Origin of the sequence: Candidatus Kapaibacterium sp. (assembly GCA_025059875.1) — a bacterium.
In the GTDB taxonomy this organism is placed as follows: Bacteria; Bacteroidota; Ignavibacteria; order Kapaibacteriales; family HRBIN21; genus HRBIN21.
Genome location: JANXCT010000008.1, coordinates 33,150 through 55,066, shown reverse-complemented (window position 1 = coordinate 55,066; position 21,917 = coordinate 33,150). Strand labels below are relative to the sequence as shown.

Below are 21,917 nucleotides of genomic sequence, written 5' to 3'. Positions count from 1 at the left end.
TAAACGCTCGTCCTTGCTCAAAAGTTTCCCACTACCTTGTGCTACTGCGTGGCGTGGAGAGGTCTGCATACCTCTGGGGGGCCGTATTCGACCATAGCCTTACCCTCTTGGCCCGATAAGATGGGCCAGAGCTGGCAGGGCTTAGATGTATAGTGCACTGCTGAACTCCCGACGGCGGCCGAGCGTGATGGGGTGGTCTTCACCGAGGAACTTGAAGATCGCAATGCAAATGCGGCGGGCGGCATCATCGTGGTAGTACCGTTCCTGCCGGATGACCTCGATGAACCGCTCCAGCGCTGCGTCGAAGTTGCCTTGTTGTAGTGCCTGGACACCTTGCCAGAAGAGCGGGCGGACAGTAGATTCGGGGAGCTCTTCTTCGGAGCGTAGTTGCAGGATCGGAGCCAGGGTTCGGATGGCGGTAGCCAGCTCTTCGTGCTCAGAGCTCTCTTCGATTGGGGTAACCAGCTCTGTGGCACGCTGTGGGTCGGCAAAGAGCAGAAGGCGAGCCAAGAGGACGCGTGCCTGTTCGTTGGTTGGTTCAGCCGCAAGGACTTCTTCCAAGAGCGCCTGGGCCTCAGAAGTTCGCTGCTGTTGGAGCAGCTCTACTGCCTGCTGAAGGAGCTTCCGCTGGGGGCTGGGTAGTACGCGCTGTAGCCACTGCTGAATGACGTACTCTGGCAGGGCACCGACAAACTCGTCCACGACTCTACCATCGACGAATAGCTTGACATTCGGGATGCTGCGAACACCATAGCGGTAGGCTAACTCTGGATGCTCCTCGGTATTGACCTTCGCTAACACCCAGCGTCCGTTGGCTTGCTGTGCCAGGCGTTCTAGCACAGGGGAGAGCATCCGGCAAGGCATGCACCATTCTGCCCAGAAGTCTACCAACACGGGGACAGAGTAGCTCCGCTCGATGACTTCACGCTGGAAGTCCTGCACATCGTAGCTCATGGCATAACCCTCTATCGCAGTGGTACTAGGGCTTATAGACGAGAGATGAGCCGGAGGCTGTGTTCTATCTGGCTAATGGCCAGCTGGAGGGTGCTGGAAGTAGAGAGCTCTCGTTCTATGCTCTCACAAGCGTACATCACTGTCGTATGGTCCCGTCCTCCGAAGAGTTGCCCAATCATCTTCAAAGGAAGCTTGAGGTGCTTGCGGAGGAGGTACATAGCCACGTGCCGGGCTTCCGTTGCCTCGCGTTTGCGGGTCTTTCCGGTCAGTACAGAGGTTGCTAGACCGTAGTACTGAGCGACGGCGGAGAGGATGGTGTCAGGAGTTGGCGCTGACCCATGGGCGACCTTGAAGGCATCCGAGGCTGTGCGATGTCCAAGCTTTGCTACGGCTTCCTGGGCGAGCTCCACGGTGATTTCGCACCGGTCCAGCGTTGCTCGAGCCAGTAGGTGGATGAGGCAGCCTTCAAGCTCGCGGACGCTGCTAGTAATGGTCCGGGCTAAGTACTGGAGCACCTCCTCGGGGAGCTCCAATCCTTCATCAGCGCTCTTGCGTCGGAGGATGGCCAGCCGGAGTTCGTACTCCGGAGGTTGAATTTCGGCAACCAAGCCCCATTGGAGCCGGGAGGCCAGCCGTTCGTCCAGCTCGTCGAGCTCTCGCGGAGGTTTGTCGCTGGTGAAGACCAACTGCTTGCCGGCCTGGTAGAGGGTGTTGAAGATGTGGAAGAAGTGCTGCTGCGTCTTCTCCTTACCCGCGAGGAATTGGATGTCATCAATGAGGAGGACGTCCGCATTGGTGTAGAAAGCCGTGAACTCGTGGGCCCGGTTGTGCTGTAGGGCGCTGATGTAGCCTGTTGTGAAGTACTCGCTACTGACGTAGATGAGCCGTAGAGGCAGTCGCCGCTGCAGCAGGTAGTTGTGGATGGCCTGGATGAGGTGCGTCTTGCCCAGGCCGATACCACCATAGATGAGGAGCGGATTGTAGCGGGTCTGCCCAGGCTGCTCTGCAACAGCACGTGCAGCCGTGTACGCCAGCCGGTTACTGGTTCCGCAGAGGAAGCGCTCGAAGGTATAGCGGGGGTTGATCGGTGAGACGGGAATGGTTGGGGGTGGCGTCTGGAGCGGCAACGGTTGCTGTAGTGGTGGTGTTCGGAATGCTGGAATGCGGACTGTGCGTTGTTGGATATCGTCTCCTTTCTCCAGCATGATGTCGTACTCCAGCCGTGCCTTGGCTCCGAAGACCTTCACGAGCGCCCGCTGCAGGAGGCCGTAGTAGTGCTCTTCCAGCCACTCGCAGAAGAATTGGCTGGGGACCTGGACTGTTAGGACATTGTTCTCCCACCGCAGGAAGCGTAATGGTTCAAACCAGGTCTTGAAGGCCTGCGGTGGCACGTTGTCGCGAATCAGCTGGAGGAAGCGGTGCCAGAGCTCTTCGGAGGAGTCCTTCTCTGCCGGTTGGCTTGGTGCTGGTGATGCAGCGGAGAGCTCCGGAAACAGCTCCAATGTGCGTCGTGACTTCGGCAATCGCAGCCCCTCTGTGCTGTTTGACCAACCGCTTGCGCTTGGAAGTGAACGACGCAAAAATGCAACAACGGGCTCAGATGCGCTACCTTCAGCTGCGGCCAAGATTGCAGCACATTTTGTATGCACTAGCTTTATGCCTCATGCCTCAGGGCTAAGATCGCTGGGGTCAGCCTCGGCGAGCGAAAGCGCGAATTTTGCACGTAAGCAAGCCATCGGTAAGCATGGAGCAAGAGCCCGTTCAGAAGGCCGCTGAGACAGAACCGCTGGAGCCAGCAGAGGAGCGCGAAATGAGCTTCTGGGACCACCTTGGGGAGCTGCGACAGCGACTCCTCCGAGGGCTGGTGGGAGTTCTCTTCGGTTGTCTTCTGGCTGCATGGCAAGTAAGGTGGTTGGTAGAGGAGGCACTCTTGTACCCAGCCCGACAAGCTGGATTGCCGCTGCAGAACCTTCGGCCGTTTGGAATGGTGATGCTGTACGTGAAGGTGATTGTGGTGGCTGGCTTCATTCTGGGGGCACCCGTCGTGCTCTACCAGCTCTGGAAGTTCGTCGCTCCGGGTCTCTATCTGCACGAGCGCCGGCTGGTTCGGCAGTTGACCTTGTGGACCTCGGTATGTTTCCTCGCAGGAGTGGCGTTCGCTTACGGGGTCTTGATCCCAGCGATGCTGCGGTTTGCAGCAGGCTTCTCTTCAGAACAGATCCGAACGGTCGTTGACGTGACGGAGTACTACGGCTTCGTCACAACCACGGCACTAGTGATGGGGGTTGTCTTTGAGGTGCCGGTTGTCCTGGGTATACTGGCATGGGCAGGGATTCTTCGGGCAGAGACGCTCCGCCGGTATCGCCGGCATGCTGTCGTCGCCATCTTAGTACTGGCAGCCGTGCTGACCCCAACGCCAGACCCGATCAACCAGCTTATCTTTGCCTTTCCACTGTGGCTACTCTACGAGGTCGGCATCTTCGCGGTCCGTCTCATCGAAGCACGTCGATCGTGACTGTTGGCTCTCTCCAGGAGGTTTTGGAGCCGGTATCGCAGCAGCTACGAGAGTTCGAAGCATACGTGCGCCGAGTTGTCCGAACGAACGTGCCACTGCTGGACCTGGTCCTATGGTACATCTTCCGTCGTCGAGGCAAGCGGTTGCGGCCAGCGCTGGTGTTCCTCAGTGCGGCAGCCTGTGGCCGGCTCACAGAGCGGGCCTTCGTTGGAGCGGCGCTGGTAGAGCTGCTCCATACGGCGACGCTGCTGCATGATGACGTTGTCGATGAAGCTCCTCGGCGGCGTGGCGTGTCTTCAGTCAACGCCCTATGGGGGAATTCCGTGGCGGTCCTTGTTGGGGATTACCTGCTCGCTCGGGGACTATTGTTGGCGATGGAGCACGAGGAGCACGAGTTCTTGCGTATCACCTCGGATGCGGTCCGCCGGATGAGTGCTGCAGAGCTGCGCCACCTTCAGCTCAATCGAAAGCTGATCCTGGACGAGGCGGCCTACTTGGAGGTCGTTCGTGGGAAGACAGCGGCCTTGTTTGCTGCTTGCTGTGAAATCGGTGCCGTCAGCGCTGGTAGTGGGCCTGAAGCGCGGCGGGCTCTGCGGGAGTTCGGGGAGGCCATCGGGATTGCATTTCAGCTCCAGGACGACATGCTGGACTACGTCGGGCGAGCGGGAGTGTTGGGAAAGCCAGCGTGGCAGGATCTCCAGGAGCGGAAGCTAACACTCCCCGTCCTGGTTGCGCTCCAACGAATGCCGGCGGCTGAGCGTCGGGAGTTCGTCCGTTCTTGGAAAGCAGCAGCGAAGGCCCGGGCAGCAATGAAGCCGCTCGCACAGGCCGTCCTTCACTACGGTGGGATAGACTACACGGCAGCAATAGCACGGGACTACGTGCAACGAGCACTGGAATGGCTCCAGCACCTACCTCCCTCAGAAGCAAGCCGAGCATTAGAAGGGTTTGCTCACTTCGCCGTTGAGCGTACATGGTAACGGCACCGCAGGAGCTCGTCCGAGCCATAGAACGTGCCATAGACGCAGAGCAAGGAGAACAGACCTGGGGCTTGGTGCAAGAACTACTACAGGGCTTCCCGGAGTATCCGACGGCGTATTTACTAGCAGCACGCGTTGCAATGCTGCAGCACCGATGGGAAGAGGCTGTAAGTCTCCTCCAACGCGCAAAGCAGCGCTTCCCCCGCCATGCCGGTATCCGCAAGGCACTCGAGCAGCTCCAGCAGCAGCTACCTATGCTGGCAACAGAGAGTGCCCGATCCCACTCAGAGTTGCTGGAGAGCTCAGAGCCAGAGACTGAGGAGGTTGTTGAGGACCTTTCAGCAGCAGGCGCTCATCCCTCTGCTCCAAAGACTGAGCCCATTCTGCGATTGGTTGAGGGTATCGGCGAGTCCACAGTCCAGCTTCGTAGTAACATCGTGCGCCTCATTCCGGGCTTGGAATTCGCGCCCCTGCGGTACGAGCCGGTTCCAGTAGCGAGCGGATGGGCAGCCCTTCCTCCGCCGCCCCCATTCCCGGCCTTCGTTGAAGAGGCGCTCCGAGAGGCGCAGCGGCCGACAGAGGAACTGCAGCAATCGCTTTCGCCCCTAGAGGAATTGGCGCAGCGCTTGGAGCGTGCCCGCATCCGTCCACCCGAAGAGGAGCTGGCAGAAGAGGAAGCTGCTTCGACTCCTCCAGAAGAGCGATCGGAAGTGCTGCCAATGGTAGCAACTGAGACAATGGCCCGTATCTACGAGCAGCAAGGTGCCTACGAGCAAGCGCTCCGTATCTACCGTGAGCTAGTGGCACGGTACCCAGAGAAGCGAGCTTCCTACGAGGCTGCCGTGGCGCGATTGGAAGAACGCCTGCGGAATGCGGATTCTTGACTGGTACGTCCTGCGGCTCCACGCGGCCCCCTTCGCCTTCGGGGCGTCGGTGGTGATGTTCCTCTTCCTCATGCAGTTCCTGATGCGCTACGGGGAGCAGCTCCTCAGCAAGGGGCTGGAGCTCATCGTCATTGCTCAGCTCTTGGCACTGAATCTGCCGTGGATGTTCGTGCTGGCAGTTCCAATGGGGGTGCTCTTTGCCACGGTGTATACGTTCGGCTCGCTAGCGGCGGAGCATGAGACGACAATCCAGCAGTCTAGCGGCATGAGTGCCTGGCAGATGATGCGGGCTGTGCTGGGAGCAGCGCTGTTGGCGAGTATGGGGCTAGTCTGGTTCAGCGACCGAGTCCTCCCCGAGGCCAATCATCAAGCGAAGGTGATGCTGGCCGATATCCAACGAAAGCGTCCGAGCCTGCTCATAGAGCCGGGGCACTTCACGCGCCAGTTAGAGGGCTACACGCTGCTAGCTCGGTCGCGCGATACAAGCGGGCGTTGGCTCCTTGGGGTGACGATTTACGACGCTACACGACTAGGGTGGGTGCAGATCATCTCAGCCGATACAGCGCGGCTCCGGCTCAGCACAGGGCTGACGGAGTTCGTTCTGGAGCTGAGATCCGGCGAGCTGCACCAACTCCCTCAACAACGGGGAGACCCTCGGTGGGTGCGGTTTGAGCGCCTTCTGGTGCGCATCCCTGCGCAGGACTATGCCTTCGTCCGTTCCGATGCTCGGCTGTTTGCCCGTGGCGAGCGCGAGATGAGCATCGAACAGATGCAGTCCGTCGTGCAGGAAGCGCAGCAGCAGCAGGAGCGGCTACGCCGACAGGCGGAAGAGGTCCTCTCGCGGCACTGGCAGGAGCTCCTCTCGCTGGGGCCGAGCTGGGAAGAGCCCTCGGCAGCCCGTATCCAGCAGCGATTGCTGGCGGTCCGCAGTACATTGGAGAACTTAGCTGCTGAGTATGCTGCTGCAGTGCAGCGGGAACGGCAGTACCAAGTGGAGATCCACAAGAAGTACGCCATCGCTGCCGCGTGCCTGCTCTTTGCGCTCGCTGGGGCACCGATAGGGATCATGACCCGCGGTGGTAACTTCGGAACGAGTGCCCTCGTCAGCTTGGGGTTCTACATCTTCTACTGGGCAGCACTCATCAGCGGTGAGAAGCTGGCAGATCGAGGCTACATCTCGCCTGTGCTCGGCATGTGGTGGGGGAATGTGGTCGTCCTGCTGCTTGGATTGGGATTGGTCAGCCGAATCCAGTACGGTGCGTGGTACCGCCGCCTTTGGCCATGGAGGAGCCAGTAGTGTGTCCGTACTGCGAGGCCTGGTTGGAGGAGCTCCCGACAGAGTGCCACCTCTGTGGCAGTCGAGTAGAGCTGGAGCCTTGGGAAGTCCTGGTAGAGCTTCCAACCGAATGGGAGGCAGAACTCCTCTGTGGGAAGCTCCGAAGCGTAGGAATTCCTGCACAGGTACTATCGCAGCGTGACAGCACCCGTATGTTCACCGTCGGTGCCTTGGCTATTGTGAAGCTCTTTGTGCCGAGGGCTTACGGCGCATATGCCCGCCAGGTGCTGAGGGAGTACTGAGCCGGAGCACGGGGAGTGCTGAAAATCGGCTAATTTTCGCTGGTCCGAGCACCATGCAGGGAGTACCGATGCGGCAGGCCGTCATCATGGCGGGAGGCTTCGGGACTCGCCTCCGACCTCTGACGATTCGCCGTCCGAAGCCGATGGTCCCCGTCTTGGGCTACCCGATCATGGAGCATGTGCTCCGGCTGCTTTCACGCCACGGGATTCGGGAGTGTGTCTGCCTACTGTACCACCAGGGGGAGATCATCCGTCGCCATTTTGGAGATGGCTCAGCCTGGGGAGTCCACCTCCGGTATGTCCAGGCAGAGGCCGACTACGGCACCGCTGGCAGCGTTCGCAACGCTGCTGAACTATTGGCTCCGGAGCCGTTCGTGGTCATCAGCGCAGATGTGTTAACGACCGTGGACCTGAGTGCGGCGATCGCGTTCCACCACCAGCGGAGGGCTCAGGCGACGCTAGTGCTGACGCAAGTGGTGAATCCGTTGCCCTACGGGATTGTGCTGACAGAAAGCGATGGCCGAATTGTGCGCTTCCTAGAGAAGCCCAGTTGGGGTGAGCTCTTCTCCGACACGGTCAACACGGGCATCTACATCCTGCAGCCCGAAGTGCTGGAGCTCATCCCGTACAGGCAGGAGATGGACTTTGGCAAAGAGCTCTTCCCGCAGATGCTGCAGAAAGGGCTACCGCTCTACGGTTACGTGGCTGACGGCTACTGGCGAGATATCGGGAACGTGCGCGAGTACTGGGAGACGCACCGTGACTTCACCACAGGCACGCTACGACTTGAGCTACCGATGCTGCACCGGGATGGGAATGTTTGGTACGGTGAGGGAGTCCGCATAGACCCTACAGCTACGCTGCGCGGATGTGTGCTCTTAGGGGATGGGACCATGGTAGGCCCTCACGCAGAGTTGTCGGACTGCTTCATTGGTAGCGAATGCGTGATTGGCCCTGGAAGCCGGGTTGTGAGGAGCATACTGTGGGACCGGGTCAGCGTTGGTGCGGGGACGGTTCTTGACGGGGCGATCATCGCTAGTGGCGTGGCGTTGGGAGAGCGCTGCAGCGTGGAGGAAGGGGCAATTGTGGCCGAAGAGTGCCGACTGGGTGAGGAAGTGCTGGTTGTGGCAGGGGTGAAGCTATGGCCCGGTAAGGTGGTGGAGCCCAGGGCAGCAGTAACCTATAGCCTTGTGCATGAGGAGCGCTGGACGCATGGGCTCTTCCTGAACGCTAAGGTTGCTGGTGATTCCAACGTGGAGATCACCCCGGAATTTGCCACTCGCTTTGGTGTTGCTTTGGGTAGTGCTATGGGTATGGGCACGGCCGTGGTAACGAGCCGGGATGCAAGCAATGCCTCCCGCATGGTTGCCCGCGCGGTGATGGCGGGGCTGATGTCTTCGGGGGTCAATGTGGTTGACCTGCAGGTTGCCTCCATTCCGCAGACGCGGCAAGAGCTCCGTACCCGCCGCTACGCAGGCGGTGTCCACGTGAGGAGCTCCCCACGAGAGCCCAGGAAGACGGAAATCATCGTCTTAGGCGCTGACGGGCGGGACATTCCTTCCGGGTTCGCGAAGACGGTAGAGCGGATCTTCTACAGCGAGGACTTCCGCCGTGCCCCAGCGCAGCAGGTCGGCGGGCTGAGCTTTGCAGAGCGGTCGGCTGAGGGCTATCTGCAGCAGTTCCTGAGCGCACTCAATGTTGAGGCCATTCGGCAGCATTCGTTCCGGCTACTGGTGGACTACTCCTGTGGGCTGGCGGCAACCCTCTTCCCGCAGATTCTCGGCACACTCGGCTGCCAGGCGTTTGCTGTGAACAACTACGTAGATCCGCTCGGCCGGACGCCCCCGACAGACGATGTAGTCTTGGCAGAAGCAATCCGAGCCTTCGGCTGCGAGCTGGGAATCCGCATCGATGTTGGCGCTGAGCGTATCAGCGTCATGAATCGGCATGGGGTATGGATCAACCCTGCTCGGCTCCTGACACTGATGCTGAAGCTCTTCCTCTCTACGCATCGGGCGGAGGAGCCGTACACTGTAGCCGTCCCGGTTGCTGCTAGCGCGGAAGTGGAGTTTGTCACGGCAGACTACAACGTCCGCGTCGTGAGGGTGCGGAACTCCCATTCAGCGATGATGGAGGCCACACGTGACCCTACGGTCCGCTTCGTTGGCGGAACGCGCGGGGACTTCATCTTCCCGGAGTACCTCTTTGCTGCAGATGGCATGTTCTCGGCAGCCAAGCTCCTGGAGATGATAGCGCTGACGGGCTGGGAGCTCTCCGAGCTGGATGCCGAATTGCCGCGTCGGTATCAACGGGAGGTGCTCGTCCCGTGCCCGTGGGAGCGTAAGGGGGGTGTGCTTCGCCGTGCGATGGAGTGTTCTACGGCAAGGGATCGGCTCGTGATAGATGGTGTCAAGCTCCTCTTCGACGCTGGTTCGGTGCTGATCTTCCCTGACCGCCAATCGGCAGCGATGGTGGTCATCGCAGAAGCGGAGACAGCGGAGGGAGCAGAGGGGCTAGCGCAAGAGTACGCCCGTCTCGTACAGCAGTGGCAACAGTGACGCCTCTCAGCCGTCTATGGCGCCGGAGTTCGGCGCAGAGAACATCACATGCGGTTTTCGGCATTGCTCCATGAAGAGACCATCCTTCTCCGCCTGCATGCTCACTCAAAGGAGGAGGTGCTGGAGCGCCTGTTGGCAACCCTGCCGACAACCGGACTAGTGCGGAACTTAGAGGAGGTGCGCCGCGCGATCTTTGAGCGGGAGCACCGGATGACGACATGTGTGGGCCATGGAGTGGCACTACCTCACGGTAGGACGTCTGCCGTTACGGCTCCGGTGGCAGCCCTGGCAACCTTAGAACCGCCCATGCTGATGGATGCTCCGGATGGGCGCCCTGTGGAGGTTGTCGTCCTGCTCGTCGGTCAGGGAGACAATGTCGGTACCCACTTGCGGCTGCTGAGCCGGTTGTCGCGCTTGATGATGAACGCAAGCTTTCGAGCCCATCTCCTACAGGCCCAAGTACCTCAAGAAGTCGTGGAGCTCTTTGAGCAAGCAGAGGCACTCCACGAGAGTAACCTATGAGTGAGCTCCAGGCCGTGCGGGGCATGCACGATGTGCTGCCCGAGGAGTTGCCGCGGTGGCGGCGTGTGGAGGAAGTCTGCCGCACGGTTTCGGCTCGCTTCGGGTACGAAGAGATCCGCACGCCGATCGTTGAGTACGCCGCTCTCTACAGCCGTAGCGTCGGCGACAGCAGCGACATCGTCGTCAAAGAGATGTACACCTTCACAGACCGCGGGGGCGACCTACTGGCACTGCGGCCGGAGCTAACGGCTGGAGTTGTTCGGGCATTCCTACAGCATCGCCTTTTCCAACGCCGGTCTCTCTGGCGGCTCTGGTACTACGGCCCCGCCTTTCGCTACGAACGACCGCAGAAGGGACGTTACCGTCTCTTCCATCAATACGGCGCAGAGTGCTTCGGTTCGCCGTATCCCGAAAGCGACATAGAGGTCATCCTCCTGGCAGCGGCAATCCTACGAGAGCTGGGAATTCGGGAGTATTCCCTGCAGCTCAACACACTGGGGACACCGGACGTGCGGAGCCGATATCGAGGAGCGCTTGTTGCTCACTTTGCTGCCGTTCGGGACCATCTCTCCCCTGAGAGCCAGCAACGCTTGGTACGGAACCCACTGCGCATCTTGGATTCCAAGCACCCGAGCGATCAGCCCTTCATCGAGCAGGCACCCAGCATCTTGGACTTCCTAGATGCGGAGAGCCGTCAGCACTTCGAGACTGTCTACAAGGCATTGCAGGCAGAGGGAGTGCCGGTGGCGCTCAACCCACGCCTCGTTCGAGGACTGGACTACTACACGCATACGGTCTTTGAGTTCGTGAGCCCACGCCTGGGGGCGCAGAATGCTTTTGGCGGCGGAGGCCGGTACGATAGGCTGGTAGAGAGCTTCGGTGGGCCACCGGTCCCTGGAGTAGGGTTTGCTTTCGGGGTTGAGCGCCTGCTGTTGCTGATGCCGGACGTGGCTGCAGAGTCGGCAGTGGACGTGTACGTAGCCACTGTGGGCATGATGGAAGCGGCTCGGGCAGTAGTCTCCTCGTTGCGTGCTGCTGGCTACCGTGCTGTAGGAGATCTACAGCGACGTTCGCTCAAGGCTCAGATGCGGGAGGCTGACCGTCTGGGCGCTCGGGTAGCTGTCATCGTCGGCGAGAGCGAATGGCAGCGCCGCAGCGTTATCGTACGACTCCTCAGCGACAGTACCCAGTGGGAGTGCTCCCTTGAGGAGCTACCCAAGAATGTGCGCCAAGCCCTTTCTCGGTGATGTCCCTCCGTATCGGCTGTTCGTGACCTGTCGGGGGAGCGTAGACGAGGGTGTGTGCGTCCTTCTGCGGCTAGAGACTCGTAGCGCCTTCCGCTTTGCTTACGCTCTGGAGGTTTCTGGGCAGACCCGTCTGACAGACGGAGGAATTCCAGAGCTCTACATCCAGCTCCAGGGGATACGGCTCCTTACTGCTGGAACGAAAGGCGATGCTCCTGCCGTTGCCCACTACTCGGACTGCCTTCCGAAGGGGGTAGAGAGGTGCTACTGCACGCTTGAGTTGGGGCGGCGTTCTCAGCGCTTCCTACTGCGCCTCTTACCACCCTTGGCGGTATTACTCCAGCAGAGTGTCGTCGGTGCACCGATTGCAGAGCTGCTGCCATGAGGCGTGTGCTGCCGTTCCGACGCTGGCACGTCTACGCTTTGGTTGGAGCTATGGGCTTACTCATCGTAGCCCTGAGCTTCGTGACAACTCAGGCCATTGTTCGGGAGATTGTGCTACGGGAACGTCAGAGCGTCGGTTTCTACGCCGAGATGCTTCGAATCTTCTCTGACCCTTTCCTGGTGGCAGACCCCTTCCTGTTTGTCCTCCTGGACCACGTTGTTCCGACGATCTCCTTCCCTGTGATCGTCACCGATCCCCAAGGCGAGCCCCTCTACCCGTACCTGCAGAACACGCTCAATGTGGGGCTGGATACTGCGTGGTCGGCAGAGGTGCAACGCCGGTACTTAAAGCGTCTGCTAGCGCAGATGCGGGAAGAGTTTCCCCCGATCATTGTGACAGACCGCAATGGAGTAGAACTGGCGCGGATTTACTACTCCACTTCCGAGCTGGTGCGCTGGGTGCGGTGGATCCCGTATGCTCAGGCCGTGCTCATAGTAGCGCTGCTTGCGGCCGGTTGGTGGTCACTACGCCTCCTGAGACAGGCAGAAGAAAGTCGGCTCTGGGTGGTGATGGCCAAGGAAGCAGCCCATCAGCTTGGGACCCCGCTCTCCAGTGTCCTTGGGTGGTTAGAGCTACTACGGCAGCAGCTTCACGAGAGTGACCTCAGGAGTATCCTACAGGAGCTGGAGCGTGACGTTGCCCGTCTTCAGAGCGTTGCTGTCCGTTTCTCCCACATTGGGGCACGGCCACTACTGACGCCCCAGCCTGTTGCTCCAATTGTAGAGGAGGTCGTACAATACCTCCAGCCTCGGCTACCACGCAGCAAGCAGATTCAAATAGAGTCGGAGCTGGACCCGAATGCCATCGCTGCACTCAATCCTGAGCTCTTCGCTTGGGCGGTGGAGAATATCCTCAAAAACGGTGCTGAGGCTATCGAACGCCCGCCAGGACAGCTCCGGTTGCGGTTGACCGCTAATGAGCACAACGTCGTCTTAGAACTTTCTGATACTGGCCGAGGAATTCCTCCCAGTCTGCGGCACCGTATCTTCGAGGCAGGCTTCACTACGAAGCGGCGTAGTTGGGGACTCGGATTGACGTTGGCACGGCGCATCATTCAGGACTACCATGGCGGATCGCTCTATCTGAAGGAGAGCGTCCTTGGCCAGGGGAGCACGTTTGTCATAGAATTACCCGCCTATAGGCAAACGACGAGCCCCCGCAGGGTTCCCCGCGAGGGCTCGCCTAGGCAGGCTCTCCAGTGATAGATAGGGACTACCGCGGCCGAACCGGCGGCAAAGTGTCACGGTCACGCCGGCCACCTTCCTTGTCACCGCCGTTTGGAGGGCAGCAGTCCGTTCTACCGCTGCACCAGCACTCCCAAATCTGCAGCTGCTCAGGGGTTAGGATAGGGGCAACGCACTCGCAGAGCACTTGCCGAAGGCGGACCAACTCCTGGGCTGCCCACTCGCGCATTGGATTGTTAGCGAGCTGCTGCCGCAACCACTGGGCAATCTCTCGGAGCCGTTGAGCTGCTGTCCGTCGGTCCAAAAGGCCCTGACGTAACGAGTCTAAGACGGCCCTCCGCATCTCACGTGCCTGTTGCCAGTACTGACGCTCCGATTCTCGAAGAGCCTTGAGAACGGCGTGAACACTGTCACGGTAGATGCGGAAACAGACTTGGACAGCAACCCGTTGAGCGGAGTCCAAACCCAGGCATCTCCAGATGTGTAGCGGCCCTCGCCGGCCGTCTTCCCGCGGTGGATGGAGAGCGAAGTCTTCAGTAATATTCCTGCCGCTGACGGAGCTCGGGAAAGCCGCTGGTTGGGGAAGCTCTGGAACGAGGTTTTGGTCTGGCGCCGCGATCTGGTCTCTTGACTGACAGGCACCAATGTTTAGGAACCACACGCCAATGATAGCTCCTGCCGCCAGCTTTGCCCAGTTCACCCTGGAGTACCACATTGTACGACCACGGAGTTGTGAGACGTACTACACATGCAAGGTGAGGAGCGACGCTCCTACTGCCAGTAACCCGTGAGGTAGTTTCGCGTTACAGGGCGGCCTAAGTTCGAGAGCAGCAAGGGCCATTTGCTAAGTTTGCAGGGCCATGGTGGAGAGTATTGTGGGGGCTTGGGAACGGTGCCGTGAGTACATGGAGGCCGTGGAGTACCGTGGCTACGATCCTTATGATGGACTCTGCGCGCCGATGTGGAGGCTCCCTCTTTTGCGCTCGTGGCGTCTGCTGCGCCGTGTAGGGCAGCAGCTCATCCTACGGTGCCCCCTTAACCTACGACCACTTCTACGAATTCGGCCAGGCCAGAACCCAGTAACCTTTGGGCTAGCCTTGGAAGGCTATGTAGCTGCTTGGGAGAGCCTGCCAGAACAGCGTAAGTTATGGGAAGAGCGGATCCAACGGTGCATCACGGAGCTCCTTCGGCTGCGCAGCCCAGGGTGGGATGTCGCCTGGGGCTACGACTTCCCTTGGGAAGCTCGGCGGATGTCCTTGCCGGCGTATGCGCCGACGATCGTGGCAACGGGCATTATCACCGCTGCCCTGTTTCGGGCAGCCCAAGTGACAGGCCATCTCCAGGCCCGAGCTCTCTGCCTCCGAGCTGCTGAGGAGCTCATCCAGCGATTCCCCAAGAGTTATGATGGACCGACGCAGCTCTGTTGGGCATATTCCCCGTACGACCACCAACAGGTGTTGAACGCGACGCTCATGGGGGCTCGGCTCTGCGCCCATGCATATGTCCTACAATCTGCGCCCATGCATATGTCCTACAAGCAGACCCAGAGTTCCTCTCGCATGCCCGCCGGAGCGTAGCGTTCGTACTACAGCACCAGCTTCCGAACGGCGCCTTTCCCTATGCTGTTGGCGGCGATCCACGGCGTTGGGTTGATCATCTCCACACGGGCTATGTCCTTGAGTGCCTCCATGACTATATCCACTCCGTAGGCGATGAGAGCGTACGCCCGGCGCTCCACCGAGGTTGGCTCTACTACCGAGGCCATCTGTTCACGCCCGACGGACTGCCGCGGTATACCTCCCGCCAAACGTATCCGATCGACGCCTCTGTCTGTGCGCAGGCGATCCGGACTCTGAGCCGCTTTGGGGACTTTGCAACCGCAGAGAGGGTTGCACGGTGGGCGATCCAATGGCTGCAGCATCCGGATGGCTCATTCGCCTATCGGCGCTATCGCCTCTGGCGGCAGTCTGTCGTCTTCATGCGCTGGTCAGTCGCATGGATGTTCGCAGCATTAGCAGAGCTGGTACGGGCTCACCACCTTGTTCAACGGCATGCGGATTTGGATTGACTTGGACAACTCCCCACACATCCCCTTCTTTGCCCCCTTGGTGCGGGAGTTCCGTCGTCGAGGACACGACATCGTCATCACGGCCCGAGACTATGCGCAGACGCTGGAGCTCGCGTCCCACTACGGGCTGCCAGTCATTCCTGTTGGGAAGTACGGGGGTGCTTCTCTAGCTGGAAAGCTATCTGCTTTAGTGCGGCGTGCTCTGGAGCTGCATCGTTCCGTCGGTAGACATCGTCCGACACTTGCACTCAGCCATGGATCACGCTCGCAGGTCTTGGCTGCTCGTAGTCTTGGCATTCCAGCCTTCGTCTGCATGGACTACGAGTGGACGGAGCGCTGGATCTTCCGCTGGGGGGCGCAGTGCATCGTTGTGCCGGAGGTAGCTCTGGCCGCGGCTTTGGAGGCGGGATTGCCATCCCACCGAGTGCGGTCATATCCCGGGCTCAAAGAGGAGGTCTACCTTCCCGACTTCGTTCCTCAGGCTGGGTTCCGAGAGCGATTGGGGGTTGCTGAAGGAGAGTGTCTAGTCGTTCTGCGTCCCCCCAGTGTCACAGCGAACTACCGAACGTCGGCTAGCCTCCGCCTCTTTGAGGCAGTGCTCCGTCGCCTCGGGCGTGAGCCTTCTGTAGTGGGGCTCGTGCTCCCACGTGTTGAGGAGGACCGGAGGTGGGTCGTAGAAGTGTGCCGTCGGTATGGGATTGAGAATGTCCGAATCGCGCAGCAGGCCCTTCCGGGGCTGCAGCTGCTGTACTGGGCGGACGCAGTGATCTCCGGAGGTGGTACGATGAACCGAGAGGCTGCACTCCTGGGGACCCTGACATATTCAGTCTTCGCTGGACGCATCGGAGCTGTTGACCGGTGGCTACTTCAACAAGGGAGGCTGAGGCTCCTGCAGACTCCGGAGCAGATTGAGCAGCTCTATATCGTTCGGCACTGCCGAGGAGCGGCCTGGCACTATCCGGACAAAGGGCTGGCGGCGGCACTCGTTGCACTCATCGAATCATTGAGCAGCTTCAATTCTCGCTGAATCGCTTCTAAGGGGAGGGCGATGTGGAAGGCGGCAGACGTAGGACTGCAGTTAGGGGTTGCCGTCGGCTCCGAGAGGAGCTCATAGAGGATCTCTGCAGCTGCACTTCGGCGTCCGAGGAGACGCAGCGACTGTGCTTTGAGGAAGCGGGCGAGAGCATGGTCAGGAGCGTAGTGGAGCGCATGCTCGGCCCAACTGAGTGCTTCGGTGTACCGTTGACTCTGCAGACAGAGCTGGGCTAAGTTCATCGCAGCCGATGCCGTTAGGCCCAAGGGGAGGGTTCCCAGGTGGAGCGCGAACTGCAGTGCTTCTTCAGCCTCACGGAAGAATTTCAGGCGGGCTAGAGTCTGGCCTAACTGATACCACGCATAGGCGTCCAGCGGCTCCTCCTAAACCTGGAGCATGAGGAGACGGTAGTTCCGATATGCCTTCGCCTGGAGGACCTCTGGGGATTGATCGTAGCCACTATGCAGGATTCGCAGCGGAGAGCGGATGATTTGCTTGCCCAGCGCCAGAATGGATGGGCTGATCTGTTCGTGCACGCGGCCGTGGAAGTGAATCGGCGGGTAACCGTAGTTACGGAAGATGCGGGGATAGGCACTCCAGTGGAGCTCTATGGTTCCATCTGCACGTCGGTGTGGGCTCTCAATCGTGCAGGCCACGCCGCCGACGTCGTCCGGTAGGTCACAGAGGAACTCCAGCAAGATGTTGAGGGACGCCGGGTGTAGCTGTTCGTCGGCATCCAGGTAGAGGATCCATTCGCCAGTGCAGTGGCGTAGGGACTCGTTCCTGGCTGCGGCGAAGCTATCGTTCCACGGAAATGAGTATACACGGGCCCCGTAGGATTGGGCAACTTCAATAGTTGTGTCGCTGGAGCCCGTGTCAACGACGACGATCTCGTCCACAACTCCGCGGAGAGAGATTCCAAGCAGTGGGCAAGTCGTTCGGCTTCGTTCTGGACGATTGCTCAATGAAAGGAGGGGGCGCGAGAGGGTCAGCGTAGTGCGCTCTCGCCGATGTCGGTGGCGGAGCAATTCCTCCAAGAGATGAGATGGGACTTGCCTGTGGCGGAGGTCTTGGAGGAATGAGTCGGCTTCAGCGAGCCGCCCTCGGGTGATGAGCAACTCCGTGAGCAGCAGTCGACAGGGGAGATGGTCTGTCTCGCTCTCCAGGCCTTCTCGGAGGAGACGCTCTGCTTCTTCCCACCGTCCCAACCCGACGTAGCAACGTCCCAGCCGAAAGGCTAACTCTGCAGGCGATAGCCGTAGATGTCCGATGAGCAGGCTCTCCGTCGTTGGCTGCTCTTGCCAGACTGGCCATTGCTCGTAGAAGGTAGCGGCGTGGTACCACTCTTGAAGCATCACGTATGCTTCTGCAGCAATGCTGGCAGCAAATGTCTGCCCGGGGTAGCGTTGGAGTACTTCGTGGCTGTAGCGTAGAGCCTCTCTGGGGGCACGGAGTGACAGCGCCACTTGAGCCTGCCAGCACCGAATCTGCCAGTAGAGGAGGGATTCGGGAGAACTCATCTGCAGCGCTTGCTGGAGCGCTTGGGAAGCTTCTGTCAAGCGCTGTAAGACCAGGGCCGACCGAGCATATTGGAGCCATAGGTATGCATTCCCTGGTTCCTCCGACAGTGCCTGCTGGAGGAGCCGAAGGTTCCGTTCATGCTCTGCTCGCAGTATACCCTCCCCTCGGGCATACCCTTCGTGCCAAAGTTCAATCTCTGACTGGGCAATTCGGAGCTCGCCGTTAAGTCTCGCCACCTGCTCGTGGATGCGCCCGCGGAAGCGAATCTCCTGGTGCCGCCGAAATAGACGGGCGACGAGAGCTATGGAAGTGCTTCCGTGCTCGGCCGGAGAGATGCAGCGGACCAACAGTGCATCCACCTTCGGGGAGACTGCCTGTAAGGTTCGCCGTACTACCTCCGGATTTCGGAGACGTTCGTCGCAGTCAATGCTGAGGATCCATTCTTCGTGCGCTTGCTCGAGAGCATAGTTCCGGGCAGCAGCAAAGTCATCGTTCCAGGGGAATGAGAAGACTTGGCATCCCATACGCCGAGCAATTGCTACAGTCGCATCCGTGGAGCCAGTATCAACAACGATGACCTCGTCAGCGATGCTCTGTACCGACTTTACGCATTCAGGCAGCGATGCTTCCTCATCTCGAGCGATAATGCATACACTGATGCCCATATCCCAGGAGTCCTTCTCGCACCGATGGGAATTATCGGTACTTCGGGGCAGAAGTGAAGAACTACGGGGTACCTGCTGCTCTACACAGTTATGGCCCCTTCAGCCGCCGTGATGCCGCCGGCCGCGCACGTGAGATTCTTCGACGTTGCGCACTGTAGCGCACCTACGACCGATTGTGACGCATGCTCCCGTTACAAGTGTGCGCATAATAGCACAGGCACGCTACAGAAGTTCTGGTTGACGGAAGCAAAAACCCGGGATGTAGGCAGATACCTACACCTGGGAAGCTCGTATGGGGACGTGGATAACGACTCCTATGCAGTAGGGCTGTCTGAGATTGTGTTGGTTGGTCCGAAAGCCAGGCGCTCATCGCGAGGCTTTAGTAGAGATGCCAAAGCCTCTGCCAACATCTGTTCGATAAGCCCGGAACTCCTTAGACTACACCGTTACCGTTGCTGCACCGGCATCGAAGGCTAATGCGACAGCAAGGATAAAGCACAGTGCCCCTCTGAAGCTTCGCACATGGATTAGGACAGCAATTAATCAGCTTGTTTTGAGAACATCAACGACCCCCCCCAATCTGTTTAGCAATCTCCTTAACCCCGCTCTTTCGGGGACAGGATTGACTTGATCTGCTGAGCGAGTTCCAAGGTTTGAGGATAGCAATGACTCAATCTGTTTGACAGTCTCCTCTAAGGACAGCAACGCCCAGATCCTCATAGGGGCCTCCTAAGTTCCTTTATCGAGGCTTGAGGACGGCAATGACCTGAACTGCTTGGCGATTTCCTCCGAGGACAGCAACGACTTGATCTGCATAACGGCCTCCATGATCCCTCTATCGAGCTCTTTGGCAATCTGCAACATCGTGCGTTCCTCCTGCTAAGAAGCTTTCTACTTCAATTCAAGAACCTGCCACATTACCTCTCCACCAATGAAGAAGGTCCCACCGCACTACCTCGCAACTGCCGACCAACTCGGAGCAGGTGATCTTTCCAAGCCTAGTTTCTCACGGTAGAGATTGCGGCCTCGAATAATGTCACAGTGTGATGTGTGCGCCACACAGGGCCTATGTCACGAAGGTGCCTGCGGACATCGGTAGAATTGGACGGCGGCAAAGAGCTGCTCGGCGACGACGATCCCCTGCCACCCAATCCGCAGACCGGCTGCAGCAAGGGCCTTTGCTACCCAGGTGTTGCAGGTTTGTAGTCCCCAGTAAGTCCCGTGGGCCTTGTAGAAGCGGACCCATCCGTCGGCTTGGGAGCTGGTGAGGATGGCCTGACCTTGGCTATCCCGTACCAGAGTGTGCTGCAAGAAGGAGCAGAGTCGGGCAATAGCAGCACTATCCAGGCAGAGAGGCAGAAGCCAGCTTTCTGGACCATAGTACCGCCGTAGCTCCTGTGGTACCGCGGCGATGCGGAGCACACTCTCGTTCCAAAGGAAGATCGCCTCCAATGCTAGCCGGAGGTCGAATCCTGGGGTTTGGTAGAACTCTGCCTCTCCCCAGCCCAAGTCTACCCAGGGGGTCGGCGGGAGGTGGGCTACCTCTGGGATGCAGCGGATAGCTACATGGCGGGGTATGACGATGCCAGTATGCCAGCGCTCTCGTACTAAGTAGATGGTTGTGGTAGCTGCTGGTGTCGGAGATGCGGGGAGTGGTGCCGTCAAGAGGGCAGACAAAACTCCTACGGAGACGGAGAGCAGCCCTGTGAAGCTAAGGAAGTGGACCATGAACACAAAGGGTGCATACCGCTACGGGCTGCCCTGTGGAGGTTGTCCCGGAGGCGCTATAGGCTGCGTTGGGGTTATTGGCGGAGCTGGTTGGGGCATACTGGCCGGTGCCCCTACGGTGACCGGTTGTCGTTCCTCTGTAGCGGTGCTGAGGAAGAACTTGTTAGCAATGACCGAAAGGATCAACAGGGCTGCACCGAGCCCTATCGTTAGCTTCGTCAAGAAGTCCATCGTCCGGCGCATGCCGAAGAGGCTTCCGAATTGCCCACCTAAGCCCCCAAAACTGGGTGTGAGCTCGCCACGGCCAGGCTGGATCAGCACCGCTGCAATGAGGAGAACGGAGATGAAGATCATCAAGATGACAATGACTGTGAACATCGTTTACCGGGCCTCATGAGCTACACTGCAAAAATAGCGAGAATGCTTGCGCTAGCATGGCAGAGGCTATCGCTGGGGTGACTGAAGCTGGATCTGGTAAATGCCCCAGGCAATCGCGAAGAGTAGGAAGGTCTGAGCTAGTTCATGCCACGTGGGATTGGTAAGCCAAAAGTGGGTTGCCAATAGGCGACCGATGCCTCCCAGTAGCAGGCAGAGGAGAGCTGCTCCAAGGGCTGCTAATGTCACGACATGCTTCATTATGTCCTCGCCGCAACATTGTACGGAACAGTCTCCAAGCAAAATACGTGTTTGCAGGGCTATAGCAACCCTCCTCAATGCTCACCTGAACACACTGCTAGCCGTTGGGCAACGTCCTACGGCGGGACGAGCTGAGTCCGGAGTCTCCATCTCCATGGTATGGGCAGAGATAGCACGAGGGGCGTTGGAGAGCTTACGAGCTTATCGGTTGCGCTCCGGCCTTACGGTCCTCGGCGTTGCTCTCGGGGTCTTCGCAATCATGGTAGCGGGGACGGCAACGGATTCGTTGGAGGGCGCCATCTCGCAGGAGCTGCTCCAGCTCGGGGAGAGCAGTTTCTTCATCTCTCGCATGCCGCCGATTGGAGTGTCGGGCCGTGAATGGCGAGAGTATCTGCGACGTCCACCCATCACCTATCAGCAGGGACAGGAATTCAAGCGCCAGATGGCACTCTGGACGCCGTTCGTCTGCTTGTATGCTGTTCAGCCTTCTGACGAGCAGGTCCAGTGGGGGAATCGAGCGACCGATCCCGACGTATCGGTCATGGGGACTGATGAGATGGCCTTCCGCCTTCTGAATGTTCAGGTAGCGGAAGGACGGCCGTTTGCAGAAGCCGACGTTGCCTTCATGCGGCCTTTGGCGATTCTGGGAGCTGATGTAGCAAGGGAGCTCTTCGGCTCGGCTTCCCCAGTTGGACAGCAGGTGCGGATTCGTGGACATCTGTTTGAAGTCATCGGGGTTGCTCGGCCGCGCGGGAGCATCTTTGGGCAGAGCCAGGACAACTTCGTGTTCATTCCGGTCGGTTACTTCATGCGCTTCTTCGCCTCCGAAGAGTGGGGCTCCCTGACGCTGATTGTTCAGCCGCGCAGTAGGAGAGAATTCCAGGCAACACTCAGCGAAGCTGTAGGGATACTGCGGCGTCTCCGTGGCTTGAAACCATGGCAGCCGGAAAACTTTGAGGTAACGACCAACGAAGGATTGCAGGCCCAGCTTTCAGGTCTGACACAGTTCGTTGGGCTATTCGGGACGGGGACAGGAGTGATCGCATTGGTAGCGGCGGGGATCGGGATTATGAACATCATGCTGGTCGCTGTCCGTGAGCGTACCCGTGAGATTGGGATTCGGAAAGCGGTCGGAGCTCGGCGGAGCTGGATCCTTGTCCAGTTTCTGACGGAAGCTGTTGTGCTCAGCCTCTGTGGCGGCGTTGTCGGTATCGTTGCCGGTATTGGTGCCGGCTGGGGGATCAGTGCTCTAGTAGGAATACCCCCGAGTCTGCCGTGGCAGTGGATGGGGCTAAGCTTCTTCCTCTGCGTGGCGTTAGGGCTGCTGTGGGGGACGTATCCAGCCTGGAAGGCAGCGACGCTGAACCCCGTGGATGCTCTTCGGTACGAGTGAACCGCGCAT

At 59.4% G+C, this 21,917-nt stretch carries 22 protein-coding genes; 13 read left to right on the top strand and 9 right to left on the bottom strand.

Annotation, left to right across the window (positions count from 1 at the left end; all coding sequences use genetic code 11):
• Nucleotides 1-141 precede the first annotated feature (141 nt).
• Complete coding sequence (gene trxA, locus NZ960_07830) at nt 142-954, bottom strand: thioredoxin (protein ID MCS7177499.1); 813 nt, start codon at nt 952-954, stop codon at nt 142-144.
• Nucleotides 955-986: 32 nt separating this feature from the next.
• Complete coding sequence (dnaA, locus tag NZ960_07825; protein ID MCS7177498.1) at nt 987-2,477, bottom strand: chromosomal replication initiator protein DnaA; 1,491 nt, start codon at nt 2,475-2,477, stop codon at nt 987-989.
• Nucleotides 2,478-2,698: 221 nt separating this feature from the next.
• On the opposite strand from dnaA, the gene tatC reads away from it, so the two are divergent.
• The 10 genes from tatC to NZ960_07775 are packed head-to-tail and all read left to right on the top strand — an operon-like array spanning nt 2,699 to nt 12,882.
• Nucleotides 2,699-3,469 carry a twin-arginine translocase subunit TatC gene (tatC, locus tag NZ960_07820; protein MCS7177497.1) on the top strand — a complete coding sequence of 257 codons (771 nt, stop codon included), beginning with the start codon at nt 2,699-2,701 and terminating at the stop codon, nt 3,467-3,469.
• Nucleotides 3,466-4,449, top strand: coding sequence for a polyprenyl synthetase family protein (locus NZ960_07815; protein MCS7177496.1), 984 nt, complete (start codon nt 3,466-3,468; stop codon nt 4,447-4,449). Before tatC ends, NZ960_07815 begins: the two co-directional genes overlap by 4 nt.
• Nucleotides 4,443-5,333, top strand: a complete 891-nt coding sequence (locus tag NZ960_07810; GenBank protein MCS7177495.1) for a tetratricopeptide repeat protein — start codon at nt 4,443-4,445, stop codon at nt 5,331-5,333. Before NZ960_07815 ends, NZ960_07810 begins: the two co-directional genes overlap by 7 nt.
• Nucleotides 5,320-6,630: an LptF/LptG family permease gene (locus NZ960_07805; GenBank protein MCS7177494.1), complete on the top strand. Its 1,311-nt coding sequence runs from the start codon at nt 5,320-5,322 to the stop codon at nt 6,628-6,630. The genes NZ960_07810 and NZ960_07805 overlap by 14 nt, the downstream gene beginning before the upstream one ends.
• The gene (locus NZ960_07800) at nt 6,615-6,911 is read left to right on the top strand and encodes a hypothetical protein (protein MCS7177493.1); all 297 of its coding nucleotides are present in this window, start codon (nt 6,615-6,617) and stop codon (nt 6,909-6,911) included. The genes NZ960_07805 and NZ960_07800 overlap by 16 nt, the downstream gene beginning before the upstream one ends.
• 53 nt (nt 6,912-6,964) lie before the next feature.
• Nucleotides 6,965-9,469, top strand: a complete 2,505-nt coding sequence (locus NZ960_07795; protein MCS7177492.1) for a sugar phosphate nucleotidyltransferase — start codon at nt 6,965-6,967, stop codon at nt 9,467-9,469.
• Nucleotides 9,470-9,517: 48 nt separating this feature from the next.
• Nucleotides 9,518-9,991 (top strand): PTS sugar transporter subunit IIA, encoded by a 474-nt coding sequence (locus tag NZ960_07790; GenBank protein MCS7177491.1) that lies wholly within the window; start codon nt 9,518-9,520, stop codon nt 9,989-9,991.
• Nucleotides 9,988-11,238 (top strand): histidine--tRNA ligase, encoded by a 1,251-nt coding sequence (gene hisS / locus NZ960_07785; protein ID MCS7177490.1) that lies wholly within the window; start codon nt 9,988-9,990, stop codon nt 11,236-11,238. Before NZ960_07790 ends, hisS begins: the two co-directional genes overlap by 4 nt.
• Nucleotides 11,213-11,620 carry a hypothetical protein gene (locus NZ960_07780; protein ID MCS7177489.1) on the top strand — a complete coding sequence of 136 codons (408 nt, stop codon included), beginning with the start codon at nt 11,213-11,215 and terminating at the stop codon, nt 11,618-11,620. Before hisS ends, NZ960_07780 begins: the two co-directional genes overlap by 26 nt.
• The gene (locus NZ960_07775; GenBank protein MCS7177488.1) at nt 11,617-12,882 is read left to right on the top strand and encodes a HAMP domain-containing histidine kinase; all 1,266 of its coding nucleotides are present in this window, start codon (nt 11,617-11,619) and stop codon (nt 12,880-12,882) included. The genes NZ960_07780 and NZ960_07775 overlap by 4 nt, the downstream gene beginning before the upstream one ends.
• Nucleotides 12,883-12,892: 10 nt before the next feature.
• Here NZ960_07775 and NZ960_07770 read toward each other — a convergent pair whose 3' ends face one another.
• On the bottom strand, nt 12,893-13,579 hold the full coding sequence (locus NZ960_07770; GenBank protein ID MCS7177487.1) for a hypothetical protein: 687 nt from the start codon (nt 13,577-13,579) through the stop codon (nt 12,893-12,895).
• A 145-nt stretch (nt 13,580-13,724) separates the two neighbouring features.
• Here NZ960_07770 and NZ960_07765 point away from each other — a divergent pair, with 145 nt between their 5' ends.
• Entirely contained in the window at nt 13,725-14,441 is a 717-nt protein-coding gene (locus NZ960_07765; GenBank protein MCS7177486.1) for a hypothetical protein, read from the top strand.
• Nucleotides 14,442-14,449: 8 nt separating this feature from the next.
• Here the strand turns inward: NZ960_07765 and NZ960_07760 are convergent, their stop codons facing one another.
• Nucleotides 14,450-14,629: a hypothetical protein gene (locus NZ960_07760; protein MCS7177485.1), complete on the bottom strand. Its 180-nt coding sequence runs from the start codon at nt 14,627-14,629 to the stop codon at nt 14,450-14,452.
• 286 nt (nt 14,630-14,915) lie between these two features.
• Here NZ960_07760 and NZ960_07755 point away from each other — a divergent pair, with 286 nt between their 5' ends.
• A complete protein-coding gene (locus NZ960_07755; protein MCS7177484.1) occupies nt 14,916-15,959 on the top strand; it encodes a DUF354 domain-containing protein in 1,044 nt (347 codons plus the stop codon).
• On the opposite strand, the gene NZ960_07750 is transcribed toward NZ960_07755, so the two are convergent.
• The 5 genes from NZ960_07750 to NZ960_07730 form a co-directional block, all read right to left on the bottom strand.
• The gene (locus tag NZ960_07750; protein ID MCS7177483.1) at nt 15,887-16,339 is read right to left on the bottom strand and encodes a tetratricopeptide repeat protein; all 453 of its coding nucleotides are present in this window, start codon (nt 16,337-16,339) and stop codon (nt 15,887-15,889) included. The genes NZ960_07755 and NZ960_07750 overlap by 73 nt on opposite strands.
• A 9-nt stretch (nt 16,340-16,348) precedes the next feature.
• A complete protein-coding gene (locus tag NZ960_07745; protein ID MCS7177482.1) occupies nt 16,349-18,151 on the bottom strand; it encodes a glycosyltransferase in 1,803 nt (600 codons plus the stop codon).
• A gap of 1,071 nt (nt 18,152-19,222) precedes the next feature.
• Entirely contained in the window at nt 19,223-19,879 is a 657-nt protein-coding gene (locus tag NZ960_07740) for a DUF2459 domain-containing protein (GenBank protein MCS7177481.1), read from the bottom strand.
• 21 nt (nt 19,880-19,900) lie between these two features.
• Entirely contained in the window at nt 19,901-20,257 is a 357-nt protein-coding gene (gene secG / locus NZ960_07735; protein MCS7177480.1) for a preprotein translocase subunit SecG, read from the bottom strand.
• Between the two features lie 66 nt (nt 20,258-20,323).
• The gene (locus tag NZ960_07730) at nt 20,324-20,515 is read right to left on the bottom strand and encodes a hypothetical protein (GenBank protein MCS7177479.1); all 192 of its coding nucleotides are present in this window, start codon (nt 20,513-20,515) and stop codon (nt 20,324-20,326) included.
• Nucleotides 20,516-20,669: 154 nt separating this feature from the next.
• On the opposite strand from NZ960_07730, the gene NZ960_07725 reads away from it, so the two are divergent.
• Complete coding sequence (locus NZ960_07725; GenBank protein MCS7177478.1) at nt 20,670-21,908, top strand: ABC transporter permease; 1,239 nt, start codon at nt 20,670-20,672, stop codon at nt 21,906-21,908.
• Nucleotides 21,909-21,917 lie beyond the last annotated feature (9 nt).

Bases quoted from the DNA above. Each gene is read 5' to 3' on its own strand.
- NZ960_07810 (MCS7177495.1), top strand. From the start codon at position 4,443: ATGGTAACGGCACCGCAGGAGCTCGTCCGAGCCATAGAACGTGCCATA.
- NZ960_07760 (MCS7177485.1), bottom strand. From the start codon at position 14,629: ATGGCCTCGGTAGTAGAGCCAACCTCGGTGGAGCGCCGGGCGTACGCT.
- hisS (MCS7177490.1), top strand. From the start codon at position 9,988: ATGAGTGAGCTCCAGGCCGTGCGGGGCATGCACGATGTGCTGCCCGAG.
- NZ960_07790 (MCS7177491.1), top strand. From the start codon at position 9,518: ATGCGGTTTTCGGCATTGCTCCATGAAGAGACCATCCTTCTCCGCCTG.
- tatC (MCS7177497.1), top strand. From the start codon at position 2,699: ATGGAGCAAGAGCCCGTTCAGAAGGCCGCTGAGACAGAACCGCTGGAG.
- NZ960_07780 (MCS7177489.1), top strand. From the start codon at position 11,213: ATGTGCGCCAAGCCCTTTCTCGGTGATGTCCCTCCGTATCGGCTGTTC.
- NZ960_07800 (MCS7177493.1), top strand. From the start codon at position 6,615: ATGGAGGAGCCAGTAGTGTGTCCGTACTGCGAGGCCTGGTTGGAGGAG.
- NZ960_07765 (MCS7177486.1), top strand. From the start codon at position 13,725: ATGGTGGAGAGTATTGTGGGGGCTTGGGAACGGTGCCGTGAGTACATG.
- NZ960_07795 (MCS7177492.1), top strand. From the start codon at position 6,965: ATGCAGGGAGTACCGATGCGGCAGGCCGTCATCATGGCGGGAGGCTTC.
- NZ960_07805 (MCS7177494.1), top strand. From the start codon at position 5,320: ATGCGGATTCTTGACTGGTACGTCCTGCGGCTCCACGCGGCCCCCTTC.
- secG (MCS7177480.1), bottom strand. From the start codon at position 20,257: ATGTTCACAGTCATTGTCATCTTGATGATCTTCATCTCCGTTCTCCTC.
- NZ960_07755 (MCS7177484.1), top strand. From the start codon at position 14,916: ATGCGGATTTGGATTGACTTGGACAACTCCCCACACATCCCCTTCTTT.
- NZ960_07745 (MCS7177482.1), bottom strand. From the start codon at position 18,151: ATGGGCATCAGTGTATGCATTATCGCTCGAGATGAGGAAGCATCGCTG.
- NZ960_07740 (MCS7177481.1), bottom strand. From the start codon at position 19,879: ATGGTCCACTTCCTTAGCTTCACAGGGCTGCTCTCCGTCTCCGTAGGA.
- NZ960_07725 (MCS7177478.1), top strand. From the start codon at position 20,670: ATGGTATGGGCAGAGATAGCACGAGGGGCGTTGGAGAGCTTACGAGCT.
- trxA (MCS7177499.1), bottom strand. From the start codon at position 954: ATGAGCTACGATGTGCAGGACTTCCAGCGTGAAGTCATCGAGCGGAGC.
- NZ960_07775 (MCS7177488.1), top strand. From the start codon at position 11,617: ATGAGGCGTGTGCTGCCGTTCCGACGCTGGCACGTCTACGCTTTGGTT.
- NZ960_07770 (MCS7177487.1), bottom strand. From the start codon at position 13,579: ATGTGGTACTCCAGGGTGAACTGGGCAAAGCTGGCGGCAGGAGCTATC.
- NZ960_07730 (MCS7177479.1), bottom strand. From the start codon at position 20,515: ATGAAGCATGTCGTGACATTAGCAGCCCTTGGAGCAGCTCTCCTCTGC.